The 24,010-nt window shown below is 70.3% G+C and carries 29 protein-coding genes; 14 read left to right on the top strand and 15 right to left on the bottom strand.

Translation table 11 applies throughout. From position 1 onward, the window contains the following. Positions 1–18: 18 nt before the first annotated feature. The 4 genes from Aple_RS32825 to Aple_RS32810 all read left to right on the top strand — a co-directional run bounded on the left by Aple_RS32825 (position 19) and on the right by Aple_RS32810 (position 3,009). Positions 19–579 carry a hypothetical protein gene (locus Aple_RS32825; protein WP_218038604.1) on the top strand — a complete coding sequence of 187 codons (561 nt, stop codon included), beginning with the start codon at positions 19–21 and terminating at the stop codon, positions 577–579. 206 nt (positions 580–785) lie between these two features. Next, positions 786–1,421, top strand: a complete 636-nt coding sequence (locus Aple_RS32820; protein ID WP_155348610.1) for a metal ABC transporter ATP-binding protein — start codon at positions 786–788, stop codon at positions 1,419–1,421. After that, positions 1,418–2,248, top strand: coding sequence for a metal ABC transporter permease (locus Aple_RS32815; protein WP_155348609.1), 831 nt, complete (start codon positions 1,418–1,420; stop codon positions 2,246–2,248). The genes Aple_RS32820 and Aple_RS32815 overlap by 4 nt, the downstream gene beginning before the upstream one ends. Next, the gene (locus tag Aple_RS32810; protein ID WP_155348608.1) at positions 2,248–3,009 is read left to right on the top strand and encodes a metal ABC transporter solute-binding protein, Zn/Mn family; all 762 of its coding nucleotides are present in this window, start codon (positions 2,248–2,250) and stop codon (positions 3,007–3,009) included. Before Aple_RS32815 ends, Aple_RS32810 begins: the two co-directional genes overlap by 1 nt. Before the next feature lie 100 nt (positions 3,010–3,109). Here Aple_RS32810 and Aple_RS32805 read toward each other — a convergent pair whose 3' ends face one another. Together Aple_RS32805 and Aple_RS32800 are read right to left on the bottom strand one after the other, a co-directional pair. Further along, positions 3,110–4,102 carry a sugar ABC transporter permease gene (locus Aple_RS32805; RefSeq protein WP_155348607.1) on the bottom strand — a complete coding sequence of 331 codons (993 nt, stop codon included), beginning with the start codon at positions 4,100–4,102 and terminating at the stop codon, positions 3,110–3,112. Further along, positions 4,099–5,229, bottom strand: a complete 1,131-nt coding sequence (locus tag Aple_RS32800; RefSeq protein WP_218038603.1) for an MFS transporter — start codon at positions 5,227–5,229, stop codon at positions 4,099–4,101. Before Aple_RS32800 ends, Aple_RS32805 begins: the two co-directional genes overlap by 4 nt. A 105-nt stretch (positions 5,230–5,334) precedes the next feature. Between Aple_RS32800 and Aple_RS32795 the strand changes: the two genes are divergently transcribed. Then, positions 5,335–5,907, top strand: a complete 573-nt coding sequence (locus tag Aple_RS32795) for a sigma-70 family RNA polymerase sigma factor (RefSeq protein WP_155348606.1) — start codon at positions 5,335–5,337, stop codon at positions 5,905–5,907. A gap of 38 nt (positions 5,908–5,945) precedes the next feature. Here the strand turns inward: Aple_RS32795 and Aple_RS32790 are convergent, their stop codons facing one another. Together Aple_RS32790 and Aple_RS32785 are read right to left on the bottom strand one after the other, a co-directional pair. After that, a complete protein-coding gene (locus tag Aple_RS32790; RefSeq protein WP_155348605.1) occupies positions 5,946–7,559 on the bottom strand; it encodes a class I adenylate-forming enzyme family protein in 1,614 nt (537 codons plus the stop codon). Beyond that, on the bottom strand, positions 7,556–9,283 hold the full coding sequence (locus tag Aple_RS32785) for a CoA transferase (protein WP_155348604.1): 1,728 nt from the start codon (positions 9,281–9,283) through the stop codon (positions 7,556–7,558). Before Aple_RS32785 ends, Aple_RS32790 begins: the two co-directional genes overlap by 4 nt. 113 nt (positions 9,284–9,396) lie before the next feature. On the opposite strand from Aple_RS32785, the gene Aple_RS32780 reads away from it, so the two are divergent. After that, complete coding sequence (locus Aple_RS32780) at positions 9,397–10,503, top strand: acyl-CoA dehydrogenase family protein (RefSeq protein WP_155348603.1); 1,107 nt, start codon at positions 9,397–9,399, stop codon at positions 10,501–10,503. Between the two features lie 70 nt (positions 10,504–10,573). On the opposite strand, the gene Aple_RS52340 is transcribed toward Aple_RS32780, so the two are convergent. After that, positions 10,574–10,795 (bottom strand): P-type ATPase actuator domain-containing protein, encoded by a 222-nt coding sequence (locus Aple_RS52340; RefSeq protein WP_507768291.1) that lies wholly within the window; start codon positions 10,793–10,795, stop codon positions 10,574–10,576. A gap of 130 nt (positions 10,796–10,925) precedes the next feature. Beyond that, on the bottom strand, positions 10,926–11,129 hold the full coding sequence (locus Aple_RS32770) for a heavy-metal-associated domain-containing protein (protein WP_155348601.1): 204 nt from the start codon (positions 11,127–11,129) through the stop codon (positions 10,926–10,928). A gap of 168 nt (positions 11,130–11,297) precedes the next feature. Here Aple_RS32770 and Aple_RS32765 point away from each other — a divergent pair, with 168 nt between their 5' ends. The 3 genes from Aple_RS32765 (at position 11,298) to Aple_RS32755 (ending at position 13,599) form a co-directional block, all read left to right on the top strand. Then, a complete protein-coding gene (locus Aple_RS32765; RefSeq protein WP_155348600.1) occupies positions 11,298–11,837 on the top strand; it encodes an MFS transporter in 540 nt (179 codons plus the stop codon). Positions 11,838–11,920: 83 nt separating this feature from the next. Continuing rightward, positions 11,921–12,454, top strand: a complete 534-nt coding sequence (locus tag Aple_RS32760; protein ID WP_155348599.1) for a copper chaperone PCu(A)C — start codon at positions 11,921–11,923, stop codon at positions 12,452–12,454. Further along, positions 12,454–13,599 (top strand): Dyp-type peroxidase, encoded by a 1,146-nt coding sequence (locus Aple_RS32755; RefSeq protein ID WP_155348598.1) that lies wholly within the window; start codon positions 12,454–12,456, stop codon positions 13,597–13,599. The genes Aple_RS32760 and Aple_RS32755 overlap by 1 nt, the downstream gene beginning before the upstream one ends. Positions 13,600–13,648: 49 nt before the next feature. On the opposite strand, the gene Aple_RS32750 is transcribed toward Aple_RS32755, so the two are convergent. Beyond that, positions 13,649–14,161, bottom strand: a complete 513-nt coding sequence (locus Aple_RS32750; protein ID WP_155348597.1) for a methyltransferase family protein — start codon at positions 14,159–14,161, stop codon at positions 13,649–13,651. Positions 14,162–14,342: 181 nt separating this feature from the next. Here Aple_RS32750 and Aple_RS32745 point away from each other — a divergent pair, with 181 nt between their 5' ends. Further along, a complete protein-coding gene (locus Aple_RS32745) occupies positions 14,343–14,744 on the top strand; it encodes a YkvA family protein (protein ID WP_155348596.1) in 402 nt (133 codons plus the stop codon). Here the strand turns inward: Aple_RS32745 and Aple_RS32740 are convergent. Then, entirely contained in the window at positions 14,741–15,391 is a 651-nt protein-coding gene (locus Aple_RS32740) for a TetR/AcrR family transcriptional regulator (RefSeq protein ID WP_155348595.1), read from the bottom strand. The genes Aple_RS32745 and Aple_RS32740 overlap by 4 nt on opposite strands. A 139-nt stretch (positions 15,392–15,530) precedes the next feature. On the opposite strand from Aple_RS32740, the gene Aple_RS32735 reads away from it, so the two are divergent. Continuing rightward, positions 15,531–16,229: a ferredoxin reductase domain-containing protein gene (locus Aple_RS32735; RefSeq protein WP_155348594.1), complete on the top strand. Its 699-nt coding sequence runs from the start codon at positions 15,531–15,533 to the stop codon at positions 16,227–16,229. Between the two features lie 241 nt (positions 16,230–16,470). Here the strand turns inward: Aple_RS32735 and Aple_RS32730 are convergent, their stop codons facing one another. Next, positions 16,471–17,289: a sulfotransferase family protein gene (locus tag Aple_RS32730; RefSeq protein WP_155348593.1), complete on the bottom strand. Its 819-nt coding sequence runs from the start codon at positions 17,287–17,289 to the stop codon at positions 16,471–16,473. A 184-nt stretch (positions 17,290–17,473) separates the two neighbouring features. Between Aple_RS32730 and Aple_RS32725 the strand changes: the two genes are divergently transcribed. Then, entirely contained in the window at positions 17,474–18,061 is a 588-nt protein-coding gene (locus Aple_RS32725; protein WP_170321765.1) for a TIGR03086 family metal-binding protein, read from the top strand. A 39-nt stretch (positions 18,062–18,100) separates the two neighbouring features. On the opposite strand, the gene Aple_RS32720 is transcribed toward Aple_RS32725, so the two are convergent. Together Aple_RS32720 and Aple_RS32715 are read right to left on the bottom strand one after the other, a co-directional pair. Then, on the bottom strand, positions 18,101–19,057 hold the full coding sequence (locus Aple_RS32720) for an RNA polymerase subunit sigma-70 (protein WP_246264944.1): 957 nt from the start codon (positions 19,055–19,057) through the stop codon (positions 18,101–18,103). Between the two features lie 47 nt (positions 19,058–19,104). Continuing rightward, positions 19,105–19,440 carry a winged helix-turn-helix transcriptional regulator gene (locus Aple_RS32715; protein WP_155348591.1) on the bottom strand — a complete coding sequence of 112 codons (336 nt, stop codon included), beginning with the start codon at positions 19,438–19,440 and terminating at the stop codon, positions 19,105–19,107. A gap of 96 nt (positions 19,441–19,536) precedes the next feature. Here Aple_RS32715 and Aple_RS32710 point away from each other — a divergent pair, with 96 nt between their 5' ends. Beyond that, a complete protein-coding gene (locus Aple_RS32710) occupies positions 19,537–20,412 on the top strand; it encodes an NAD(P)-dependent oxidoreductase (protein ID WP_155348590.1) in 876 nt (291 codons plus the stop codon). Position 20,413: 1 nt separating this feature from the next. Here the strand turns inward: Aple_RS32710 and Aple_RS32705 are convergent, their stop codons facing one another. The 4 genes from Aple_RS32705 to Aple_RS32690 form a co-directional block, all read right to left on the bottom strand. After that, complete coding sequence (locus Aple_RS32705; protein WP_246264943.1) at positions 20,414–21,514, bottom strand: aromatic ring-hydroxylating oxygenase subunit alpha; 1,101 nt, start codon at positions 21,512–21,514, stop codon at positions 20,414–20,416. Positions 21,515–21,615: 101 nt separating this feature from the next. Then, positions 21,616–21,882, bottom strand: a complete 267-nt coding sequence (locus Aple_RS32700) for a hypothetical protein (protein WP_155348589.1) — start codon at positions 21,880–21,882, stop codon at positions 21,616–21,618. After that, positions 21,857–22,597: a histidine phosphatase family protein gene (locus Aple_RS32695; protein ID WP_155348588.1), complete on the bottom strand. Its 741-nt coding sequence runs from the start codon at positions 22,595–22,597 to the stop codon at positions 21,857–21,859. The genes Aple_RS32700 and Aple_RS32695 overlap by 26 nt, the downstream gene beginning before the upstream one ends. A gap of 48 nt (positions 22,598–22,645) precedes the next feature. Continuing rightward, the gene (locus Aple_RS32690) at positions 22,646–23,533 is read right to left on the bottom strand and encodes a GerMN domain-containing protein (protein WP_155348587.1); all 888 of its coding nucleotides are present in this window, start codon (positions 23,531–23,533) and stop codon (positions 22,646–22,648) included. A 103-nt stretch (positions 23,534–23,636) separates the two neighbouring features. Here Aple_RS32690 and Aple_RS32685 point away from each other — a divergent pair, with 103 nt between their 5' ends. Then, positions 23,637–23,918, top strand: coding sequence for a DUF2087 domain-containing protein (locus Aple_RS32685; RefSeq protein WP_155348586.1), 282 nt, complete (start codon positions 23,637–23,639; stop codon positions 23,916–23,918). The last annotated feature ends 92 nt before the right edge of the window (positions 23,919–24,010 follow it).

Below are 24,010 nucleotides of genomic sequence, written 5' to 3'. Positions count from 1 at the left end.
GGGCCTTTCGCTGAAAAGATGTTGGTCGTGACCCCCCGGGAGCCGAGCTTTCGCTTGGCGCGAGCCGCCGTCTTCGCCGCGGCGTGCGTCAGCGTCTCGGTCGGCGGGCACGCCTTCGCGGGTGGCGGGACGGTTCCGCTCACGGTGGTGGGACTGGGTGGCCTGGGCGCGCTGGTGATGGCGTTCGCGCTCAACGGTCGCGAGCGTGGCGCCGAGGTGGTGCTGGCGGCTACTATCGCGGCGCAGATCGTGCTGCACCAGTTGTTCAGCTGGTCGGCGCCCAAGATGGGCGAGCAGGCTGAGCACGCTCACCCGTTCGGCATGTTCCTGGTTCATGTCGCGGTGGCGGCGCTGACCGGATGGTGGCTGTATCGGGGCGAGCGCGCGATCTGGCTGATGTTGCGCCTGTGGGCGCGGGCGTCGCTTTCCGTGCTGCGCTGGGTCTTCGCGGTGTTCCACCAGCCGCTGCCGCCCGTACGACGGCCGGTTCCGGCGGCCGAGCCCGAGGTTCTCGCCGGCCGTGAGATCGCGGACGCGGTCAGCCGGCGCGGCCCTCCCGTGGCGGTTTTCGCCGGCTGAGGAGCATCTCCCGGCCGGTGACCAGGCGTGCCCGGCTGGGCGGCGCCGTGAATTCTCCGTTCCGCCCTGCGGCGGCACGTGACCAGTGGCCGGTTCCTCCGGCGATTCCTCTCCTCACCGGCTGACCTTCAGGCACCGGTTTTCACCGGGCGGATCCCTCCGTCCGGCTGTCGTCGTACGCCCTTTTCGCGACCCGGAGTACGCCCATGCCCCCAAGCGCCTTACGCCTGTCCCAGGTGATCTGCAGGTACGGAAAGCAGCTCGCGGTGGACCGCGTCGACCTCGAACTCGCCCCTGGCGAGCACCTGGCCGTCACCGGCACCAACGGCTCGGGCAAGAGCACCCTGCTGCGCGCCGTCCTGGGACTTCACCGCGCGGCGGGCGGGGTGATCGAGGTCGCCGGCCGGCACGCGCGCAGCTCCGCCGAGTGGGCGCGGCGGCGCTCCGAGGTGGCCTGGGTGCCGCAGCGGCAGGCGGCGGGGCGGTTCCCGCTGCTGGTCGGCGAGTTGCTGGCCAGCAGCCGCCACACCGGCGAGGCCACCAGGGCCGCCCGAGATCTAGGGATCGGCGATCTGCTGGATCGCCCGCTGTCGGCGCTGTCCGGCGGCCAGCTCCAGCGGGCCTACCTGGCCAGGGCGCTCGGCCAGGTGGCGGCGGGAGCCGGGCTGCTGCTGGCCGACGAGCCGACGGCGGCGCTCGACTTCGACGGGCAGCGGCAGGTCGCGGCGGTGCTGGCGGGCCTGCCGGTCAGCGTGGTCGTGGTCACGCACGACCGGGTCGTGGCCGGGGCCTGCGAGCGGGTGGCCGAGATGGCCGCCGGGCGGCTGCGGGAGGCCGGGTGAACGACATCGCCGTGCTCCTGGAGCTTCCCTCGGTACGGCTCGCGGTCCTGGCCCTGCTGCTCGGCTCGGTGGGCCTGCCGATCGTCGGGGTGTTCATCGTCGGCCTCGACATCATGCCGGTCCGCTTCGCGATGATGCACGTCGCCCTGCTGGGCATCGCCATCGGCCTGCTGATCGGTCTGGATCCGCTGCTGTGCGCGCTGGTGTTGTGCGCGTTCACCGGCGGCGCGCTGACCCCGATGGCCCGGAGCACGACCGGCCTGTCGGGTGCGATGGGCCTGCTGATGACGCTGGCCATCGCCGCCGCGCTGCTGCTGCTGTCGATCTCCGGCGTGAACGCCAACGGCGCCTTCGAACTGCTGTGGGGATCGATTCTGGCCACCCGGCTGGAAGAAGTGGTCGCGCTGGCGGCGCTGGCCGTGATCGTCCCCCTGCTTTTCTGGCTGCGCCGCCGCGACCTGGCCCTCCTGCTGCACGACCGGGAGCTCGCCCTGTGCTCGGGGGTCGCGGTGGAGCGGCTCACGTTGATCCTGCTCGTGGTGATCGCCGTCGCGATCGCCTCGGCGATCAGGCTCACCGGCGCGCTGCTCGTGGACGCGCTCACCCTGCTGCCCGCCCTGGCCGCCCGCCGGGTCGGCCGGTCCCTCATCGCGATGATCCGCTGGTCGGTGATCTTCGGGCTCGCGTTCAACGTGGGCGGATTCTTCCTCGCCCTCGCCTTCGACTTCCCGCCCGGCCCGACGCTCGTCCTGGTCGGCGGAGTCTGCACGCTTCTCCTCCACGCCGTCCCATCCACCGCTTTCCACCTAGGAAGGGCTTTTCACTGATGCGTACCCTGAGCCGGATCGGCCTCGTGGCCGTTCTCACCCTGACCTCCTGCGGCACCACCGAGCAGGCCACGCCGTCGGAATCCGGGACCCTGAAGGTCGTGGCCGCCTCCAGCTGGGAGGCCGGATTCGCCAAAGCCGCGGGCGCGACGGACATCACGGTGATCGTGCCGCCCGGTGTGCAGCACGCGCCCGACTACGACCCCAAACCCTCCGACCTGGCCAAGGTCGCCGAAGCCGACGTCCTGCTCTACGCCGCCTTCGAGGGGTTCGCGGGCAAGCTCAAGGAGGCCGCGGGCTCCGACGCCAAGCTCATCGAGGTGGCGCTGGACAACGCCCCGGACAAGGTGAAGGCCGAGGTGCGGCGCCTGGCCGCCGAGTTCGGCACCGCGAACGCCGCCGACGCGTGGACGGCGACCTTCGACACCGAGTACGCCGCGCTCAAGCAGAAGGTCACCGAAGCCACCAAGGGAACCACGCCGGTGATCGTCTCCCAGGCGTTCGTCGCCTGGGCCGCCGACCTGACCGGCGCCCAACCCGCGGGCGTGTACGGCCCGCAGCCGCCCACCGCGGGGGAGATCTCCACCCTGGCCGCCAAGAAGCCCCAGCTCATCCTGGACAACTCCGCCATGCCCGGCGGCGACGCCCTGACCAACGTGAACGCCGAGCGTGTCGTGATCAACAACTTCCCCGACCCGAGCTTCGACCTGATCGCCATGTATCGGGCCAACGCCGCCGCCATCGTCACCGCCCTCGGCTAACCGTCCCCGGGCGGTCCTCGGACCGCCCGCTTGGAGAGCGAACGTGAACATCCCAATCGTGAAGGTGGCCGGTTCATCCGAGATCCGGCCGAGGCGACGATCAGCAGGCGAAGGGAGCGACCGCTCCCGTGAGGATCGCGAGCCCAAGCGCCAGGAAGAAGTCCCCCCACACCAGTTCGTGGCTGGTGGCGACCCCGCGCTCGAAGTCGTAGCAGCCGTCGAGCAGCCGACCCGCCCGCACGTGCTCGGAGACCAGCGTCCCGAGAAGGTCGGCGGCCCGATCCCGCAGGCGCCCGGACGACTCCCTGGCGGCCAGTTTCAGCGCCGCGACCGCTTCGACGGCGGCGGCGGAGGTGTCCGGAGGGCTGTCGAACCGCCGGGCCGAAGCGGGAGGTATCCGCACCGAGTCAGGAGCGAACCTGGCCGCGACGGCCGGATGTTCGAGGATCCGGTGCGGGCCGCCCGAGTCGGCGACCGCCAGCGCCAGCCATCCCACGGTGCGGCTCCAACCAACCGGAGGATCCGGATGCGGCACCCACGTGCCGTCCGGCTGAGCCGCCCAGGCGGGATGCGCCTCCTGGCCGCTGAGCGTCAGTTTGATCTGCAGCTCGAGCTGGCGGCGCGCGACGCGCTCACCTTCCAGGCCATGCCGGCTCAGCAGGGGTATCAAGCCCGGCAGGGCATCGACCCTGGCCAGCTCCCGGACACCGCCGAAAGCGGTGCCCCAGGGGACCAGCCCGAGCACCGGATCGTAGGCGTCCAGGCAGGCGCGGGCCGCCTTGTCGCGCAGCGCGGTGTCATCGGAGAGCGCGGTGCCGTACCAGAAGATCAGGCCGCGGGTCGCAGTGTCGACCTCGGCCCAGGGAGCCAGCGACGCGGTGCGGGACGCCGCCGAGGATCGATCCGCGCCGGTGATCGTCGCCCGCAGCCAGACCAGGCCCGCCCAGAAACCGGCCGTCCATGAACCGCGAGCGGTGGTCGTCCATCGGCCGGTCGCAGGGTCCGCATACAGCGGCCAGCGGTCCCCTACGTCCAATTCCGTCTCGCCCGCACGTTCCAGGATCTCGCCGAGTGCCCGTTCCGCCCAGCTCATGCCCGCGCCCCGGTACGGTTCCGGGCGGCGGCCACCAGCGCGGCCCCGGCGAAGCAGGCGGCCACCAGCGCCCAGCCCGGCCCATAGTCCAGCAGCCCGACCAAGGGCGGGCCCACGGCGAAGCCTCCGAAGAAACCGGCCGAGACGAGCGCCGAGTCGCGGCCTGCCGTGCGCGGGTCGGCGCGTTTGATCACCGTGACCATGGTGACGGCGTTGCCCGCGACGGCGAAGGCGCCGACGGCGGCCGTACCGGCCCAGACCAGGGCGGGCCACCAAGCGGCGGCGGCGATCAGCAGCGCCGCTCCGCACGCTCCGGCCGCGAGGGGTGCGAGAAGAGTGTCCGGCTGTCCAAGCCGGCCCGCTTTGCGCGACCAGCCGACTCGGCCGAGCACGCCGGTGATGCCCAGGATCGCGACCAGCCAGGCCGCGAAGACGGGGGTCAAGGCCAGCCGCTGCGTGCCGTACAGCGCGAGATAGGTGTTGATGGCGGCGATGCCGCCGCCGAGCAGGAAGGAGAAGAGCGCCAACCGGCCCACGGCGGCGGGAGGCAGGTCCGCGGCGGTGCCGGGCGTCGCCGGACGGTCAGGTGGCAGGGCGCGGATCGCCCAGACCGCGATGATCAGGGCGATGGCCGCCGCCGTCCACACCGCGCCGCGCCAGCCCACCCACACGGCGAGGCTCGCGAGCGGCAGTCCGGCGGCGAAGGCGCCCAGCTGCACGCCCGACTGCTTCCAGCCGGTGATCGCGCCACGCCGGGCGGGCTCGGCCACGGCCAGGATGACCTTGTTGGTGGCGGGATTGGCCAGCGCCTGCGGGAGACCGCCCAGCGCCACGGCGGCCAGCAGCATCGGCGTGCCGGCCGCGGACCCGATCAGCGCGAGCGCCGCCGCGGCCACCACCAGCAGCACGACCAGGCAGCGGCGCGCCCCCAGCCGATCGACCCACTGTCCCGCGCTGAGCGACAGGAGGGCGGCCACCCCGAATCCGGCGGTGGTGGTCAGGCCGAGCGCCGAGCGGGAGATGCCCGCCTCCTCGACCAGTCGTGGCCCGAGGGCGCCGATCAGGAACAGCTGGAGCATCGAGACGCCCATCACCGCGGTGAGCAGCACTGTTGTCGATCGCGCCATCGCGCGCTCCTTCCGTCCGTGAGATCTCCGCGAACCAGACAGTCGTCGACGAACCCGGCCCGGTTCCCCGGGCTGGTCAGAAGAACGCCCTAAGGAACGATCACCATGAGTTCTGCCGCGAGAACGGCTGAAGACGACCAGCGGTTGACCATGCTCGCCCTGGCCGCGCGCGAGGGAACGCCGGCCGAGGTCGACGCGTTCGCCCGGGCCGTGTACGGCGATGTGCGGCGATTCCTCGCCTACCTCACCGACAACCAGTCGGCCGAGGACCTGACCCAGGAGACCTTCGTCCGCGTCCTCGGCAGCCTGCCGGGGTTCGCCGGGCGGTCCTCGGCCCGGACCTGGTTGTTGTCCATCGCCCGCCGGGTCGTGGTCGATCGTTTCCGGTCGGCCGCGGCGCGGCCGGTCGTCGCCGACCTCGCCGACTGGCAGTCCGCCGCCGAGCGCCGCCAGCTTCGCGACCAGCCCGGCGACGAGGACGGCCTGGCGGTGGCGGATCTCCTGGCGGCCGTGCCGAGCGAGCGCCGGGAGGCGTTCGTGCTCACCCAGCTCGTCGGCCTGCCCTACGCCGACGCCGCCGCGCTGCTCGGCTGCCCGGTGGGCACGATCCGATCCCGCGTCGCGCGGGCGCGTGGCCAGCTCATCGCCGCACTGCTGGACGCCGACCGGGCGGCCTGAGCAGGGTGGGGCCGGAGATCCCCCGGCCCGCGCCCTGATCAGGCCGACTGGGGTTGCGGCAGCATGGCCCGCAGCGCCGCGCGGTCCGGCTTGCCCGCGGGTGTCAGCGGGAACTCGCCGACGACCAGGAGATGTTCCGGGTGTTTGACCTTGTCCAGGCCGCGGGCGGTCAGGTGCGCGCGCAGGCCGGCCAGGTCGATGCCGGATCCGGGACGCGAGACCACGCAGGCGGCCAGCCGCTCGCCCATCACCGGGTCGGGCACTCCCACGCAGACGACCTCCCGCACCTCCGGATGGGTGGACACCGCGTTCTCGACTTCGGCGAGGCTGACGTTGGCCCCGCCCCGGATGACGACCTGCTTGAGGCGGCCGACCAGGCGGAGCCGCCCGGCCTCGTCGATCATGCCGAGGTCGCCGGTGCGCACCCAGCCTTCGGCGGTGCGGTAGCGCTGGTTCAGTTCCGGGGCCCCGACGTAGCACATGGGGGTCATCGGACCACGGGCGATGATCTCCCCGAACTCCTCGGTGCCGGAGTCGATGCGGATCTCAGTTACCCGGGGATCGGGCAGGCCGACCACGACGCCGGGACCGGGCTCGTCGGCCGCGGGCAGCAGGCCGCTGTGGCAGTTCACTCCGTCCGCCGAGCCGTACAGGTTGACGACGGGACAGCCGAACACCGCGCTCGCCTCGGCGGCCGTGGCGGCGTCCAGCTCCGCGCCGCCGAGAACCAGCGCGGTCATCGGCGGCATCGCGCCGGAGCGCGGCTGGTCGAGCATCCTTCTGATCATGGTCGGTACGGCCAGCACATGGCTCGGCCGATGATCGGAGATCGCGGCGAGCGCCCCCGGCGGCGTGAAGTGATCGAGCAACACCAGCGAGCCGCCGTGCCTGGCCAGCGTGACGGCGGTGCCGTTGCTGCCGAACGCGGACGCCAGCGGAACCAGGAACAGGCAGCGCGGCGGGGTCCCGTCGGCGATCAGCGTGGCCATGAAGTTGCCCCGGCCGCCGGCCAGCGCGTTGTGGGAGTAGGCGACCATCTTGGGTTCGGCCTCAGAACCCGAGGAGACCAGGATGCGGGCGGCGCTGTCCGGGTCGGGCCGGGCGGGCACGAAGGTCCTGCCGTCGGTCGAGAGCACGTCGACCCAGTCCACGGCGCCCGCCGGAGGCTCCTGCGTACCGGCGGCGATGACCGTGCGCAGGCCCGGCAGCTGTGCCGCGACCGAGACCAGGTCATGGGCGTGCGGCAGGCCGCGATACTCGGTCGCCACGATGGCGGCACGCGCTCCCGAGCGGCCCAGCAGCGAGATCGCCTCCGCGGCTCCCCTGCCGACGGGGAAGGGCAGCGCGACGGCGCCGAGCGCGGCCACCGCCAGGTCGGCGATCACCGCGTCCCTGCCGTTGGGCAGCTGGATGCCGACGACGTCGCCCGGGCAGACGCCGAGGTGCCGCAACCCGGCCGCCGCGGCGCGAACCCGGAGATCGAGGTTGGCGTAGACCAGCTCGCCCGCCTCGTCCACGACGGCCACCCGGTTGGGGTCCGCGAGCCGGTGGGCGCGAAACAGGGCGTACAGGTCCAGGTCGGGGCAGGTGCCGTCGGCCGCCCACTCTCTGCGGAGCGTCGCGGGCACGAGATCGTCCAGGTGCAGGGTCATGCGAACCTCCAAGGAGAGGGCACGGCGATCGCGCCGTGCTCGTCACGGGTCAGCACGGACGCGAAGCGTTCGTCGCTCGGGAGTTCGGTGAGGTCGGTCGTGACCGCGGTGGCCCGCGATCCACGCGCGCGCAGCGTCTCGACGGCTTCGGCCGTGGTCATGCCGGTGAGCGGCCCAGGATCGGGGCACCCATCGGCCACGGCCACCCATCCGTCGCCGGTCGGGCACGGGTGCCGGAAGCCCGTCGGCATGCGCGGATCGAGGCCATGGGCGAGCCTGCGCAACGCGGGCTCGGTGAGCGTCTCGGCCGCGCCGAGCAGCGAGGAGTCCACCCGGACCCCGCGCCCGTCCCGCTCGCGCAGGAGCAGCCCGGCCAGTACGGCTTCCGCGCCGAGCAGGCCGCCGAGCACGTCGAGCAAGGTCATCAGCGCGGGGGCGGGGGGTTCTCCGGCAGGTCGTACCGCCTCGCCCACCGCGGTGCGGGCCTGGACCATGAAATCGGTGCCCAGCGGAGCGCCGGGCAGCCGCCCGGCCCAGCCGCTGGTGTAGGCGTAGACCAGGCCGGGACTGACCGCCGACAGGTCGTTGAGGCCGAGACGTTCCGCCGTCCCCGGCGCCCAGTTGTGGACGAAGACATCCGCGCCGGCGGCCAGGTCGCGGAGCTCGTCCCGGCCCGCCGCCGACTTGATGTCGATCTCCACCGCGCTCTTGCCCCGGTTGAGCGCCAGCCAGCGCGCCGACAGGTCGCCGCAGGTGGGCGGCATGCCCCGGAGCGGGTCCCCGCCCGGCGGTTCGATCCTGACGACATCGGCGCCCAGCAGGCCCAGGAGGTGCGCGGCCAGCGGCGCCTGGATCCTGCGCCCGGCCTCCAGGACCGTGAACCCCGCCAGCGGCCTGCCGATCTCCGCCGTGGATCGGGCCAGGTCGCCCGCGGGCAGGGTGGGCGACAGTTCCCACGGCGCGTCGGGTCGTGGCTCGTGCAGGCGATCCGCGAGCGATCGCAGGGCGCACAGCGACGCGCCGGACTCCTTCGCGGCCTGCCCGATGGCGTACCAGTCGGTGGAGCGGGCGAGCAGATGCAGCTCATCGGGCAGCGGGGAACTGGCGGTGGCGTAACGGAACTGGAAGGACCGCCAGGCGGACGCGGCGAGCCGGTCCGGCGCGCCGAGCGTATGCCAGAACGCGGCCCACACTTCCGCGTCCAGGGTTTCGACCTCGAAGCGCACGCCGTCTTTCGTGGTGAAGGGCGGGCCTCCCGGCGCGTACGCCACCCCCTCCTCGTCATCCGCCGTGGCCGCGGCCAGATACTGGCTCACGCTGAGCAACCCGGCCAGGTCGACCCCGGTCGAGAGGCGCTCCACCGCCGCGCCACGAGCGCGGCCGATCAACCCGGCGAGCACCCCTTGTACGGCGAGCACCCCGCACGCCGTGGTCAGATAATCCACCGCCAGCCCGCGCGGCGTGCCGGTGCTGCGCCCGTGCACGTGCGCGACACCGGTCGCGGCCTGCGCGGTCGCCTCATCGCTCACCTCCTCCGCCGGGGCGGCCATCGCCCAGCCGATCTCCGCGCTCAGCCGGCCGCCGACGGTGACGATCCCCGGGCCGTCCGGCCCAGGATGTGCCGTGGTCTCAGCCCCCAGAAGGGCGAGATGCCGTACGGCCACGGTGGTGAGCGCGGGCGGTCCTGACGCCTTGACCTCGATATCCCGAAGTGGACCTGTCATGGGTCTCCTCTGCCTGACGCGGGGCGGGAACTGGGACGCGCGTTCCCCCGACCTGTTCCATGCAGGGAGTCGTACAGATATTTCAGTCAGTTCCCGGCATACCTGGAGTTGGGATGAGAGAGCAGATGTGGGGCGCGCCCGCCTGCCCCCCGCATGTCCGCGACCTGCGGGACTCGGTGGCCGGATTCATCGCCGAGCGGGTCGTCCCCCACGAAGCGGCCCTGGACTCCAGCGCGTCCCACCCGCTGGTCGAACGGCTCAGGGGCGAAGCCAGGGCGGAAGGACTGTGGGGCCTGTCGCTTGGTCTCCCGCTGGCGGACTACGCGCATGTGGCGGTGGCGGAGGGCGCGAGCGACCACGGTCCCGCGATCCTGGGATCCACCGTGCTGCTGGACGTCGGTACCCTCGCCGGTCATGACCGATACCGGTCGCTGGTCGCCGACGGGGAACTGAGCCTGTGCAACGCCATGACCGAACCGGATTCCCCTGGCTCCGACCCCGCCCTCACCCGCACCCGTGCCTGCCGCGAAGCCGACGGCTCCTGGACCGTGCACGGCCGCAAGTGGTTCGTCAGCGGCGCCGCCCACGCCGACCTGGCCGTGGTGCTCGCGCGTACCTCGGCCGGCCTGTCCACGCTGCTGGTGCCCACCTCGTCCCCGGGCTTCCGGGTGGTACGGGAACTCCCGGTCCTCGGCGCGGGCGGCCAGTGGGAGATCGCCCTGGACGGCGTACGCGTGCCCGCCGACCATCTGCTGGGCGAGGAAGGACAGGGCCTGCGCGTCGTGGGCGAGCGGGTGCGGCTCGGCCGCCTCCTGCGCTGCCTGCGCTGGCTCGGCCAGGCCCAGCGGGCGTTCACGCTCATGCGCGAGCGGGCCGGCACGCGCGCCACGTCCACCGGCCGCCTCGGCGATCTGCAACTCGTGCAGAGCCTGATCTTCGAGGCGTTGCTGGCCATCAGGACCACGCGTGCCCTGATCTTCGAGGCGGTCGCCCTCGTGGCCGCCGACCAGGACGCGCGGATCGAGACCGGCCTCGCCAAGGTGGCCGCCGCCCGCATGCTCCAGCAGGTCACCGACGCCGCCATCCAGGTCCACGGCGCGGCCGGCCTCGGCCCCGACACCGCCCTGCCCGCCCTCTTCCGCACGGGCAGGATGGCCAGGATCCTCGACGGCCCGGACGAACTCCACATCAGCGACGTGGCCCGCCGCGTGCTCCGCTAGCGGAAGCGCCGCAACCGCAGGCTGTTGATGACCACGAAGACACTCGACAGGGCCATCGCGGCTCCGGCGATCATCGGATCGAGCAGCCCGGCCGCAGCCAGCGGAAGCGCCGCCACGTTGTAGGCGAAGGCATGATCAGCCGTCCGCCCGCGTTGACCGTCGCGCCGACGACCCGGTCCCCAGGACCGACCTCGACGGGCACGGACTCGCCGGTGAGCAGGCTGGCGTCCACGGCCGAGAGGCCCTCGAGCACCGTTCCGTCGGTGGCGATCTTCTCGCCGGGGCGTACCACGAAGAGGTCGCCGGGGTTGATGCGTCGGCGGGCACGCCGTCGAGCTTTCGCAGTTTGCGTTCGATCCGGCCCGCGCAGGCGGCGCAGGTCATGCCGCCGATGGAGAGCTCCGTGAGCATCGAGGTTCTGGTCACGTCAGGGTGTATCCGGACTCCTCGATGATCTGCCGGATGGCCGCGTCGACGACGGGGTCCGCGCCGGTTATCTCCATCCGGCCGGTGGGCAGGTCGATGTCGACCCCGCTCACCCCGGGAACCTGGCTGACCTTGCCGGTCAGCGTGGCGACGCAGTTCTGGCAGTGCATCCCCTGCACCACGTACGCGTGGGTGGTCATGGCGCTCCTTCGATCTGGTGTCATCGGCAGCTACGGCCGGGGGGATGAGCGGGTTCAGTGCAGCTGTCGGATGGGCTCCGCCGATGGTTTCCGCGAGTTCTGGCGTCCTGTGGCGGGTTCGAGGGCGCCGGAAACGCATGTAATGATTGCCGTATCATGTCCGCGACCATGCCCTTCCGCCTTGCCCGCGCCGCGGTTTTCGCCGTCGTCTGCCTGGGGCTGAGCGCGCTGGCGCATGTCTTCGGCGGAGGTTCGGTGGCGGTGCCGAGCCTGATCAGCGGGTTCGGGCTGGCGTTGGCCGCCGCGCTCCCGCTGTCGGGGCGGGAACGGTCGTTCGGCGTGATCCTGGGGCTGCTCGCCGGGCTGCAGGCCGGGCTGCATCTGCTGTTCTCGCTGGCGCACACGGTGTCGGCGGCCGAACCGTTCGGGCATATTCATTCCGGGCTGGTGCCCGGGCTGGGCATGCTCGTGCTGCACGGCTGGGCGGCCGGCCTGATCGCGATGTGGCTGGCCCGCGGCGAAGCCGCCCTGTGGGGACTGCTCCGCCGCCTGGTCGTCCGGCTCTGCCTGATCCTCGCCGTCCATCCCGACCCGGCCTGGACGTATCGGGTCAGGCCCTGGCGCGCCGAGCCGGCGATCATGCGGTCGGCGCCGCTGCGGCACGCGCTGAGCAGGCGTGGCCCGCCGGAGGTTGTCAGCGCCGCCTGATCCAGGTGGCGCCACTCGTTTCATCGACCCCGAGGTCGATCTCCTGTGTGACAAACCTCCAGCTCGTCATGAAAGGCATGACCATGTCTGTTCGCCGTATGGCATCCCTGTGCCTGATCGCGATCATGCTCAGCGGCTGCGGCTCGGAACCGACCGCCGCGGCCCCCGCCGCCGCCAGCCCGGCCGCCGTGATCACCCCGAGGCCCGCCCCCGCCCTGTCGATCGTCGATCCCTGGGTGAAGACCACCAAGGAGGGCATGACCGCCGCGTTCGGCACCCTCGTCAACGACACCGACGCCGACGTGGTCGTCGTCTCCGGCGCCTCACCCCTGTCCCCGAAGATCGAACTGCACGAGGTCGTCGACAACGACGGCAAGATGATCATGCGGCCCAAGGAGGGCGGGTTCACGGTTCCCGCCCACAGCAGCCACCAGCTCCAGCCCGGCGGCGATCACATCATGCTCATGGGCGTCACCGAAGAAGTGCAGCCGGGCGCCCAGATCGAGTTCACGCTCACGCTCAAGGACGGCGGGACGGTCACGTTCACCGCCGTCGGCAAGGACTTCGCCGGAGGCAAGGAGGACTATCAGCCCGGCATGGACATGGGCGACAGCTGATGACCCAGCCTCTCACCAGGCGCGGCCTGCTCGCGGGAGGCGCCGCGACCGTGGTCGGCGCCCTCGCGGCGCGCCCCACCGCTCCCACGGCACAAGCGTCTCCGACGGCGGTCGCCGAGCCGTTCGACGGCGTGCACCAGGCGGGAATCGCGACGCCCCCGCAGGCGCACGCCGTCTTCGCCGGTTTCGACCTGCGGACCGGGGTCGGCAAGGAGGCGATCGGCCGGTTGCTGCGCCTGCTCACCGACGACGCCCGCCGGCTGACCGGCGGCAGACCCGCGCTGGCCGACACCGAACCCGAACTGGCCACGATGCCGGCCCGGCTCACCGTCACCTTCGGATTCGGTCCCGGCCTGTTCGCGGCCGCCGATCTGGAGTCGCCGGTACGGCCCCTGCCGCCGTTCAAGACCGATCAGCTGCGGAAAAAGTGGGGCGGAGCGGATCTCCTGGTCCAGATCGGCTCCGATGACACCCTCACCCTGGCCCACGCGCTGCGAATGATCGTCAAGGACGCGCGGGCGTTCGCCCGGGTGCGTTGGACCCAGCGCGGCTTCCGGCGCAGCGCGCCCTCCGGCGAGACCCAGCGCAACCTGATGGGCCAGCTCGACGGCACCGTCAACCCCACCGACCTGGATGGGGCGGTGTGGATCTCCGACGGGCCGCAATGGCTGCGCGGCGGCACCACGCTGGTGCTCCGCCGGATCCGGATGAAACTCGAGGAGTGGGACGCCACCGACCGGGTCGGGCGGGAGTTCACCATCGGCCGCCGCCTGGACAACGGCGCGCCTCTCACCGGCCGGGCCGAACGTGACGAACCGGATTTCAACGCGCTCACGCGGGTCGGGTTTCCGGTGATTTCGGAGTTCGCGCACATTCGGCGGGCGCATGTGGAGGATCCTGGGCTGCGGATCCTGCGCCGGCCGTACAACTATGACGAAGGGCTCAGCAGGGAAGGGCGCTCCGATTCCGGGCTGCTGTTCGCGTCCTACCAGGCGGACATCGAGCGCCAGTTCGTTCCCATCCAGCGGCGTCTGGCGGAGGGTGACCTGCTGAACGAGTGGGTCACCACGATCGGGTCGGCGGTCTTCGCCATCCCGCCCGGCTGCTCGCCGACCGGCTGGATCGGCGACCGCCTGCTCGCCTGACCGCCAACGATTCAGGGGTGCCGGGCCTCGGCATCCCTGAATCGCGGCGTTATCCGTTCCATGGGCGCACGCGGGGAAACCAGCCAGGTACGGCCGACCGATATTTTTCATACGCGGTGCCGAACGTGCGGCTCAGGGCTGGTTCCTCATGGAAGCGGACGAAGCTGAAGAACGCGAGGAACACGACGGCGGCGTACCAGAAAAGCCCGAATTGGCCGAGGAGGAGCGCCTGGCCGATGATGGCCGAGAGGACGCCCACATACATCGGGTTGCGCACATACCGGTATAGTCCGCCGATCACCAGGTGCTCGGGGGGCGCGACGGGTGCCGGGGTCCCGGCTCCCTCGGCGACGAAGTGGACGAAAGCGTGGATCAGCACGGCGACACCCGCCAGGACGAGCACCGCGCCGACGACAAGGAACGGGATCGCCGCCCAGGACAAGCCATCGGGAAGATCCGATACCCGCCACCTCGTGATCAGCCACGGCCCGAGGCCCGCCACACTCCCTGGCGCCACAGCGAAGAAGATCGCACTGCCGATGGCCGCAGGCGTTCTGCGCATGCCATCACACCCCTTTATCAAACTCATCAGAGGGTGAAATATCCTGCTTTGGAGCGTACATCAGGATGATGTACACGCGCTGAACTGCGATTGGCAACGTAACGGATGACTGTTCGGCCGTGCCACCTACGCTGATGCCGAGGAGTCCAAGGCCGACCTCACCGACTGAAGGGGATTCGCCATGGTGTGGGACATCCTCATCGGCGTCTTGATCGCCCTCGCGGCCACCTGGATCGTGCTGATCATCGGCCTGGCTGTGGTCCGGCCGAAGGGTTCGCTCCTGACCGAAGCGCTGCGCATCCTTCCCGACCTGCTGCGGCTCCTGCGCCGCCTGGCCGCCGACCGCACCCTGCCCCATGGCGTACGGATCCGGCTCGGCCTACTGCTGGCCTACCTGGCGTTCCCGATCGACCTGATCCCCGACTTCATCCCGATCCTCGGTTACGCCGACGACGCGATCATCGTCACCTTCGTGCTGCGCGGGGTCGTCCGCCGCGCCGGCCTGGAGGCCGTCCGCCGACACTGGCCCGGCAGCGACGACGGTTTCACCACCCTGTGCCGCCTCACCGGACTGAGTGGCTAGCGCGTGGCGTACGCGCGGATGAACGCGTGGACCCCGTCGATCATGGTCTGGCGGATCTGACCCGGGTCGGCCTTGGCCGGGTCCGGTTGATCGTTGTAGGCCAGCAGGACGGTCAGGGCGCCGAAGTGGTGGGCGGCCAGACGCGGGTCGTCGGTGTCCAGGAGCCCCATGTCGGCGAAATGAGCGATGCGTTCCACGAGCGCTTCCTCCGGCACCGCCGTCACGAGATCGTCCTCGGACGTCGGCGTCTGCCAGCGCTGCTGGGCGACCAGAGCGAACACGGCGGCGTAGTCGGCGGAGCCGACGATCATCGTGCCGAAGTCGATCGCGAACGCGGTGAGCGCCTCCTCCAGCCGCGGCACCGTCGTGATCCCGGCGTCATCCGCGAGGTGCTCGTCGAGTGCCCGGCGCATCGAGGCGATCAGCGACTCCTCCGCGTCGGAGAGAAGGGCCAGGAAGAGGCGCCGCTTGTCGCCGAAGTAGTCGTACACGGTGCGCTTCGACACTGCGGCCTGCGCCGCGACGGCGTCCACACTGACGCGGTCCACTCCATGGCGCACGAAGAGCTCGCGCGCGGCAGCGAGAATCGCCGCCCGCTTCACCAGCGACCCCTCGCGCACCGTCTTCTCCGTGCCGACAGCACTCATCACGCCTCCTCCGCGCCCACCCTACACCGACCGGTTTACCTACTACACTGCACGGTGTAGTATCCTCGCCATGGCCTCGACAGTGACGGCCGCGCCGGCCGCCGTTCAAGGTCACCGGCCGTTCTGAGAAGAGGACCCCATGCCCCAAGCGCCCGCCGTCATCGGCAACCTCGTCGAATCCACCCTGGGACGCCCGGCACGCGTGCTCAACGTGGACGAGCCCGCCGCCGGCTTCCTCGAACTGGAACTGCGCGCAGCCTCGCCGCCCGGCGGCTGGCGCCCCGGCCACGAGATCCAGTTCCGCGTCGCCCCCACCCTGGGCCGCCGCTACACGGTGCGGACGGTAGGCGGCCCAGACGCCGAGCGCATCGGCATCCTTGTCGCCACCGACTCCGCGGGCCCCGGCACGACGTGGATGCGCCGCCTGCGCGCCGGCACCGAAGTGACGGTACTGACCGGCCGGCACCGGCCCTTGCGCGAGAACGGCACACGGCGCCTCTACCTCGGAGACAGCTCCGCCCTCGGCACGATCGACGCCTACGCCCAGAGCGGCGATGACCCCGTCGTGACCGTCGAGGTACCGGCGGATGCCGTCGCGCCCCTCGCCGATCGCTGGCCCCGGTATCGCTTCCTGCCCGCCGCAGACGCGCCGGGCGATGCCCTGCAGTCCTGGCTCGAGCGCACCGACAGCGAGCTCGCCGGTCTCGACGGCGCTCTGCTGCTGGGCCACGCCCAGTCCATCCAACGCCAGCGGCGTACGCTCATCGACGGCCAGATCCTGCCGCGCCGCGCCATCACCACGAAGCCGTATTGGGCCACCGGTAAGGAAGGGCTCTAATGAATTCCCCGCATTAATGGGGGCGATCACCTGACGCCATGTACGGGCATCAACAACCCATCAAGGCCTGCGGGAAAACCGTAGGAAACGAGGACCGGTGTGCCGGAACTCTCCAGGGCGGCCAGCTGCCGGTCCTGGCCTGGGGTGAGGACCTCTCTCAACGGCCGATCGCCTGGGCGTCTGCGCTCCGGCGATGTTCGCCTTGAAGTTGGCGAGTTCCTGCTTGTGCGCGAAGGGTGCGCTAATCGCTGGTCTGGTAGCCGCAGGCTTGGATGAGCGACTGTATCTGGGGCGGGTCGAGCAGTTGGCGCAAAGATATCGGCAAATCGTGCCATTTCCGGATGTCGCGGGGGAGATGGGCGAATTCTTCGCCGACGTGCAGGCGGGTGGCGAGCACGTTCGGGTCGAAGGCTCCGGCGTCCAGGCCCGTGTGCCGTGCGATGATCTCGCAGCTGCCGCCGGGGTCGGCGACGAAGTCCTCGTAGCGCAGGCGCAGCACCGGCGGGCCGTTCTCCGGCGGCGCCAGGAAGTCCTCCGCGACGCGCCGCCAGTTGACCACCGCGTCCTCGGTCAGCCGGCGGGTCCAGCGGCCGTTCGTCTTCCGCTCCCACTCGTCCAGGCTTCGGAGCACGTCCCGGGGATCGCGGATGAGCAGGATGACGGCCAGGTCCGGATAGAGAACGTGCAGGCGGCGGACGTCGGTCAAGGTGTAGCGCACCTCCTTCAGGCCCCAGACAGGGCGGCCCAGGCGGACGGCGGGCTCGATGTACAAGGTGTCGATGAAGCGGCGGACCGCCTGCAGGATCAGGTCGCGGTCGGGCGTCAGGTTGGCCATCCAGCTCTGGTAGGAATTCTGCGAGAACTCCACGCGGGCGTCCCCGCCCAACTCGCGCGACCATGACAGCAGGCCATCGGCGGCTTCGAGGATGCGGCCGAGCTGCCCCCCGTGCTCGCCCCAGATGAGAACCCCCGGATGAGAGGTCAGCAGGCGCTGCAGGAGCGTGCTTCCGCAACGCTGTCCGGCGGCGAGAATGAGCAGCGGCGTGTGCGGTGTGGTCATCTTCTATCTGTACATGCCGCGGGCGCATGGCAACATCCTCCACAGGCGACCCTGGCCGCAGGGCCAACGCCGCGTCCGCGTTCTTGGCCGGAATACCTTGCCGGGGAGCGATGAGTTCGCGGGAGAGCCGGGATCTGTCTGGGTGAGAGGGGCCGCACCGGCGGCCCTGGACCTGGAGGATTCAATGAACCCCGACCCGATCATCGGCCTGCTGGAACGCGACTTCGACACCACCACGGCGCTGCTGGCGTCAGTCCAGGCCGACGGCTGGGCCAAGGCCAGTCCCTGCGCCGGCTGGACGGTTCGCCAGGTGGGCAACCATCTGGTCGGCGGGCTCGCCCTGGTGGCGCGGATCGCGAGCGGAGGCTCGGCCACGCCCGAGGAAGCCGACCCCCAGCGGATGGCCGACACCGACCACCTGGGCGCAGAACCCGCGAAGGCGTTCGCGGCGGTGGCCGAGCGCTGCCTGGCGGCCTTCGCCGCGCCCGGCGCGCTGGAGCGCGCGTTCCCGTTCCCAGCCGATCCCGTCCCCGGGGCGGTGCTGGCCAACGTCTGCCTGCTCGAATCGCTCGTCCACGGCTGGGACATCGCGTACGGCACCGGAACGTCCTTCAAGCCCGAGGACGCGGTGCTCGACGCGGTGGCCGCCTTCAGCTACCAGACCATCAGCGCGGAACGCCGTACCAACGGTCAGTTCGGACCCGCGCTGCCCACCGGCCCGGCGGACCCACCCCTCACCGCCCTGCTGGCCCACCTGGGACGACGCGCCTGACCTCGATCAGGGCCGGATCCCATGGGTCCGGCCCTCAGTTCAGGCGTGAACCACAGGCAGGCCGAAGAACTGCAACAGCGTCGGGTCGGGGAATCCCGTGATCGAATCGATCCCGTCCGCCGCGAACGTGAAGACCACCAGCCCGTACGCCGGACAGGGCCCGCCATCCTCCCCAGGCAGGTAGGCCGCCAGCGCCAGATGACCGTTCGCCTGGGTGACCGTCACCACTCCATCGGCCGGAATGGTGGCGAAGAACCCCGCGACCTGCTCCCGGCCCCGGATCACGACATCCTCCGGCGGCATCCTCAGAACCGCGTCCTCATGCAACAGAGCCGCCAGCGCCGCGATGTCAGACCGTTGCCACGCCTGAACGAACCGCCCGAGCACCTGCTCGTCCCGCCGATCCAGCGACCGCGGCGTCCCATTGCTCGTGCCGAGCGTGCCGCGGGCCCGCTGCAGGGAGCTGTTGACCGCAGGCACACTACATCCCAGCAGGTCGGCCACTTCCGCCGCACTCCAGCCCAGCACCTCCCGCAAGACCAGCGTGGCCCGCTGCGTGGCCGGAAGCCGCTGCAACGCCACGACGAACGCCAAGGCCACACTCTCCCGCGTCTCGGCGACCATCGCCGGGTCACCCCCGGTCACCTCATCGAGCAGCCGATCCGGATAGGGCTCCAGAAACCCGATCTCACCCGCGATAACCGGCTGCCGCCCCTTGCGCTCGATGGCCTTCAGGCAGGTCGTCGTCGTGATCCGGATCAGCCAGTGCCGCAGCGGCGCACGCCCCTCGAAGGTATCCAGCGCCCGCCAGGCCCGCAGCAACACCTCCTGCAGCACCTCTTCGGCGTCGTGATAGGAGCCCAGCATGCGATAACAGTGCACGTGCAGCCCCTGCAGGTGCGGCGCCACCAGATTCCGGAACGCCTCACCATCACCACGCCGCGCGTCGGCGAGCAACGCCGCCTCAGCCTGGTCGGCCGCCACAACCCCATCCACGCCCTCACCCTAGCCAAGCCCTACGACAGAACGACGTCCCCAGACACCTAGTGCACGATGCCGAGCACGTGCTCCCGCCCCCATGCGCCAAGCGGCGCCAGCGCCCCGTTAAGCGAGACGCCAAGCGACGTCAGCGAGTACTCGACGCGGGCTGGCACCTCGTCGTACACCTCGCGATGCACGATGCCGTCCGCTTCCAACTCGCGCAGATGGGAGGCGAGCACCTTCTCGGTCACCCCCGGCAACAGCCGGCGCAGCTCGCCGAAGCGGCACGCCCGTTCGTTGAGTTCCCAGAGGATCAGCACCTTCCACTTGCCGCCGATCACATCCATCGCCGCGTCGATACCGCAGACATACGCCCCCGGCCTGCGCACGGTCGCCATGCCCCATCCCCCCTGCCTGCACACTCACCCCGGGGTAACCACCCACTCCAAAGTGCGTACTTGATCATTCCGGGGCCTGCGGCAAGTCTATTCGGCATGACTGACAACACCTTTGAGAAGCTCACACTCCTCGGCCTCGGCGCCATGGGGACCGCGCTCGCCCGCGCGTGGCTCGCCGCCGGGCATCCGCTGACCGTTTGGAACCGTACGCCCAGCCGGGCCGAACCGCTCGCCGCAGCGGGCGCGACAGTCGCCGAAACGGCCGCCGAGGCGGTGGCCGCGAGCGATCTCGTGGTGGTCTGCCTGCTCGACGACGCATCGGTCGGCGCGGCCATGGCCGACGCCGATCTTACGGACAAGGACCTGGTCAACCTCACCACCAGCACCCCCGCCCAGGCCCGAGTCCGCGCCGAATGGGCCGAGAAGCGCGGTGCCCGCTTCCTGGACGGTGGGATCATGGCGGTCCCGCCGATGATCGGCGCGCCGGAATCCGGCGGCTATGTCTTCTACAGCGGATCCCGCGCCCTCTTCGACGCCCACCGCAGCGCGTTGGCCATACCGGCCGGCACCAGCTACGTCGGAGAGGATCCCGGCTTCGCCGCCCTCCACGACGTGGCGCTGCTGAGCGCGATGACCGGAATGTTCGCCGGGGTCTCGCACGCCTTCGCACTGATCCGCAAGGAGGACATCGCGCCCGCGAACTTCGCTCCCTTGCTCGTCAACTGGCTCACCGCCATGGCCCCCTACGCGTACGGCACCGCCGACCACCTGGAGAGCGGCGACTACACCAAGGGCGTGGTCTCCAACCTCGCCATGATGACGGAGGGCAACACGACGCTGCTGCGCACGGCCGACGAGCAGGGTGTCAGCGCCGAGCTACTGACCCCGTTCACGACCCTGATGGAGCGCCGCCTCGCCGACGGTCACGGCGACGAGGGCACCACGGGGGTGATCGACCTGCTCATTCGCTGAATCACAGGCCGAGTTTTTCGATGACCCAGTCATGGAAAGCGCCGATGTGGTGCTCGCTGGGGACCAGGACGCCGCCTTTGGCGTACAGGCGGGACGACATCCGGGGCTGGCAGCGCTCGCAGGCCGCGAAATCCTGTTCGTTGACGCGGTGGAAGAGTTCGACGGACTTGTCGAGGTTCTTGCCGCTGGTGACGACGTCGGCCGTGTAGAGCCAGTCGCATTCGACGATGGTCCGGTCGGCGGCCAGCGGATACATGCGATGCAGGATGACATGGTCGGGCACGAGGTTGATGAAGACCTGCGGCTTGATGGTGACCGCGTAGTAACGGCGGTCCTGGTCTTCGGCGAGAGAGGGGATCCGGTCGAGACCGGGGGAGCCGTCCACGGTGAACCCCTCGATATTCTCCCCGAAAAGCGCGCCATGCCCGACGTAATACTGCGCCGCGTAACCGTCCGCGAATTCGGGGAGCACTTCGACGAGTTCAGGATGGATGGTCGCGCAGTGATAGCACTCCATGAAGTTCTCGACGATCAGCTTCCAGTTGGCCTTCACGTCGTAGACGATTCTGCGGCCGAGTTCCAGCGCGTCGGGGGAGTAGTTGTCGATCAGCTCCAGGGCGCCGAGCCGCTCGGTGACCGCGCCGAGCACGGTGTCCTCGAACGGCGGCGGCTCGTCCGCCAGGCAGACCCAGACATACCCGAGCCATTCCCGCACGTGCACCTTAGCCAGGCCATACTCGACCCGATCCAAGTCGGGCATGGCCGACATGTTCGGCGCCGCGATCAGCTTCCCATCAAGATCGTAACTCCAGGCGTGGTACGCACACGAGAACGCCCTCTTCACCGCCCCGTACTCTTCGACACACAACGTCGCCCCACGATGGCGGCACACGTTATAAAAAGCGCGAACCCCACCCCGACTCCGCGTGATCAGGATGCTCTCGTTCCCCACCTGCACGGTCCGGAACGCCCCAAGCACCCCCACATCAGAGGATCGCGCCGCGCAGAACCACATCGCCTCGAAGATCCCCCGCTGCTCCGCCGCGAAGATGTCCGGATCGGTGTAGTAGCGACCGGGAAGTGTGGGAATCACGCTACTCACCGCTACACCCCTGTTTCGCGAAACGGAACATCATGCGCTATGCGCAACAGCGTGAAGCCGCCCGAAACGGATGTCAAGGGGCATACCAGCACACCAGTGGATCAGCCGAACAGCGAGTGCCCGTCCCCGCGCTTGATGCGCTTCTGCGTCAGCACGATCAGGTTGACCACGGCGATGACCGCGATCGCCCACAGTGCCACGGCGGCCACGAACCAGCCCGCCAGCCACGACAGCACCCCGAGCCCGGCGCTCACCACCAGCCCGAAGACCGCCAGCGCGATCCGCAGGTTGAGCGGCGTCCGCGGCCGCTCCATGGTCGGCGAGACCTCCCACCAGAACCGATCACGAATGCGATGCGGCCTGCTCATACCCATCACCCCCATGTGAAACGTTGTACGCCAGCAGCCGGTACCCACCCTCCGTTCCCTGCCAGCTGGTGATCGACCCGTTGTCCGCGAGCCCCTCCGCCGCGATGGCCAGGACGTCCTCGTCGCTCAGCCCTTCCAGGATCTGCCGGAGGAACAGCACCACCGCGTCATGCGCCACGATCAGCACCCGCCGGTGGCCATCGGCTTCGATCTCCGCGACCACCTCCCGCAACCGCTCCGCCACATCCCGGAACGACTCCCCGTCCGGCGGCCGGTACCCCAGCGGATCCCGCTCCTCCGCCAGGGTCTCGGCCGGAAACCACCCCCGCACCCAGCGCGGATGCCGATGCCGCAACCGCCCACGATCCCGATCGCGAAGCCGCTCGTCGACCCGATGGCACGGCCGCTCCCGCCCCGCCGAGATCAGCTCCCTCTCGATGCCCCGCCAGGTCTGCTCGGCCCGCAGATACGGCGAACACCACACCATGTCCGGCGTGTCACCCGGCTCAAGCCCCGCCAGCCATCTCCCGACCGAACCCGCCTGCCGCCACCCCAGATCGGTCAGCTCGATCGCCATGTCATCGTCGGGAATCACCGCCGAAGAGGCCGCCGAGGTCTCGACCGCGAGGTAGGCGACATTCGACGTGCTCTGCCCATGCCGTACGACATGCACCAGATGCACATCCCCAGGTCGTTCCCCATGCGGACAGCTCATCAAGACCTCCCCACCGGTAGAACACCAGAGCCCGATAACCCATTTCTCCTACGGTTCGAGGCAGACGGGAATGGAATCCGACGATCCGGTCGGCCGCTGTGTCCGCCCGACCGGGTCGTAAATCTTCACCCACTGCACCGACGAGAACTGCTTCAGCGTGGGAACGATCTCGTCGGCGATGGTGAACGTGGACCCGCCGCTACTGCACCCACCGGTCAGATAGACCCGCGCGACCTTGTTCTCGATGGTCACCTTGCTGAACCCCGTCGCCTTCGAGTCCACGAAATGCAACCCCACCCGCTCTCCCTGCGTCGGCCCCGCGAACAACCGCTGCAACGCCCCCGTCGCCGCGCCCGTCGCCACCACCGGCCGCACCGCTCCCTTGGTGTACGGCTTGCGCCCCACATTGAAGTTCGCGCTGTTCAGGAAATAGCTCTTCACGTTCACGGTCCGATACGGCGTGGTGAGCTCGATGACAACCCGGCTCGGATTCTTCAACGTGTACAACTGGAACGGCGTCTTCTTGGCCACCCCGACCCCGAACGTCAACACGGCTTCGAAGTCTCCCGTGTTGACGACCTGGATGATCCCCGGCAGCGCGTACGTCCGCCGCGCGGCACCATAGGAGAGGTTCCCGTCGTCAGCGTGCCCCGTCGCCCCGCCGAACCGCACCAGCAGCCGCGCGCTCCCGACCACCGGCACCGGCAGCCCCGACCCGTCGGCCACGAGCCCCGTCACATACCGCGCGCTGCGCTCGGCCGGAAGCGCCCCCTTGAACTCGAACACCAGCCGATCCAGCCCCGGATGATGCGCGGCCCGGATCGCGACCAGTATCGGCGTCGCCGCCCGCGCGCTGGCGGGAATGGCCAGCCCGCCGCCGACGACGGCACCTACCACGACTCCGGCGACAAAGGCGCGTAAGGAGAGCATGTGCATCCCGTCCGATCGTCCGAACTCCCATCGTGACGGCACCCAACCTAATGTCAACCGCCCGAAAAATCCTGGTGAGCCCGTACGCCCGCGTCGTTAAAGTGAACCAATGACCACCCAGGGATCCGAGATCAGCGACGATGTCCTCGAGCGTTTCCTCGTGCGCGGCCGACTGATCACCATGCCCGCCAAGCAGTCCATCCGCCGCGCCGTGCTCGACCGGATCGCCGCCTCCTTCCAGCCGGGCGTCCGTTACCCGGAGACCGAGGTCAACGAGATCTTGCGCGCGTTCTACGACGACTACGCCGCGCTTCGCCGCTACCTGATCGACGGCGATTTCCTCAGCCGCGAGAACAACGTCTACTGGCGTTCCGGCGGCACCGTCTCCTGATGCCCTGGGTGCTTCACGGGTTTCCAGGCAAGCGCCGACCAGGCCGGCCACCTTCTTGACCGGATTGTCGGGGGGCTTCGCTAGGTTGCCTC

The sequence above is a fragment of the Acrocarpospora pleiomorpha genome (assembly GCF_009687885.1).
Lineage (GTDB): Bacteria > Actinomycetota > Actinomycetes > Streptosporangiales > Streptosporangiaceae > Acrocarpospora > Acrocarpospora pleiomorpha.
This window is presented reverse-complemented; position numbering and strand designations above follow the sequence as displayed.

Coding starts and splice junctions, on each gene's coding strand:
- Aple_RS32825 (WP_218038604.1), top strand. CDS start 19: ATGTTGGTCGTGACCCCCCGGGAGCCGAGCTTTCGCTTGGCGCGAGCC.
- Aple_RS32820 (WP_155348610.1), top strand. CDS start 786: ATGCCCCCAAGCGCCTTACGCCTGTCCCAGGTGATCTGCAGGTACGGA.
- Aple_RS32810 (WP_155348608.1), top strand. CDS start 2,248: ATGCGTACCCTGAGCCGGATCGGCCTCGTGGCCGTTCTCACCCTGACC.
- Aple_RS32805 (WP_155348607.1), bottom strand. CDS start 4,102: ATGAGCTGGGCGGAACGGGCACTCGGCGAGATCCTGGAACGTGCGGGC.
- Aple_RS32800 (WP_218038603.1), bottom strand. CDS start 5,229: ATGGCGCGATCGACAACAGTGCTGCTCACCGCGGTGATGGGCGTCTCG.
- Aple_RS32795 (WP_155348606.1), top strand. CDS start 5,335: ATGAGTTCTGCCGCGAGAACGGCTGAAGACGACCAGCGGTTGACCATG.
- Aple_RS32790 (WP_155348605.1), bottom strand. CDS start 7,559: ATGACCCTGCACCTGGACGATCTCGTGCCCGCGACGCTCCGCAGAGAG.
- Aple_RS32785 (WP_155348604.1), bottom strand. CDS start 9,283: ATGACAGGTCCACTTCGGGATATCGAGGTCAAGGCGTCAGGACCGCCC.
- Aple_RS32780 (WP_155348603.1), top strand. CDS start 9,397: ATGAGAGAGCAGATGTGGGGCGCGCCCGCCTGCCCCCCGCATGTCCGC.
- Aple_RS32770 (WP_155348601.1), bottom strand. CDS start 11,129: ATGACCACCCACGCGTACGTGGTGCAGGGGATGCACTGCCAGAACTGC.
- Aple_RS32765 (WP_155348600.1), top strand. CDS start 11,298: ATGCCCTTCCGCCTTGCCCGCGCCGCGGTTTTCGCCGTCGTCTGCCTG.
- Aple_RS32760 (WP_155348599.1), top strand. CDS start 11,921: ATGTCTGTTCGCCGTATGGCATCCCTGTGCCTGATCGCGATCATGCTC.
- Aple_RS32755 (WP_155348598.1), top strand. CDS start 12,454: ATGACCCAGCCTCTCACCAGGCGCGGCCTGCTCGCGGGAGGCGCCGCG.
- Aple_RS32750 (WP_155348597.1), bottom strand. CDS start 14,161: ATGCGCAGAACGCCTGCGGCCATCGGCAGTGCGATCTTCTTCGCTGTG.
- Aple_RS32745 (WP_155348596.1), top strand. CDS start 14,343: ATGGTGTGGGACATCCTCATCGGCGTCTTGATCGCCCTCGCGGCCACC.
- Aple_RS32740 (WP_155348595.1), bottom strand. CDS start 15,391: ATGAGTGCTGTCGGCACGGAGAAGACGGTGCGCGAGGGGTCGCTGGTG.
- Aple_RS32735 (WP_155348594.1), top strand. CDS start 15,531: ATGCCCCAAGCGCCCGCCGTCATCGGCAACCTCGTCGAATCCACCCTG.
- Aple_RS32730 (WP_155348593.1), bottom strand. CDS start 17,289: ATGACCACACCGCACACGCCGCTGCTCATTCTCGCCGCCGGACAGCGT.
- Aple_RS32725 (WP_170321765.1), top strand. CDS start 17,474: ATGAACCCCGACCCGATCATCGGCCTGCTGGAACGCGACTTCGACACC.
- Aple_RS32715 (WP_155348591.1), bottom strand. CDS start 19,440: ATGGCGACCGTGCGCAGGCCGGGGGCGTATGTCTGCGGTATCGACGCG.
- Aple_RS32710 (WP_155348590.1), top strand. CDS start 19,537: ATGACTGACAACACCTTTGAGAAGCTCACACTCCTCGGCCTCGGCGCC.
- Aple_RS32700 (WP_155348589.1), bottom strand. CDS start 21,882: ATGAGCAGGCCGCATCGCATTCGTGATCGGTTCTGGTGGGAGGTCTCG.
- Aple_RS32695 (WP_155348588.1), bottom strand. CDS start 22,597: ATGAGCTGTCCGCATGGGGAACGACCTGGGGATGTGCATCTGGTGCAT.
- Aple_RS32690 (WP_155348587.1), bottom strand. CDS start 23,533: ATGCACATGCTCTCCTTACGCGCCTTTGTCGCCGGAGTCGTGGTAGGT.
- Aple_RS32685 (WP_155348586.1), top strand. CDS start 23,637: ATGACCACCCAGGGATCCGAGATCAGCGACGATGTCCTCGAGCGTTTC.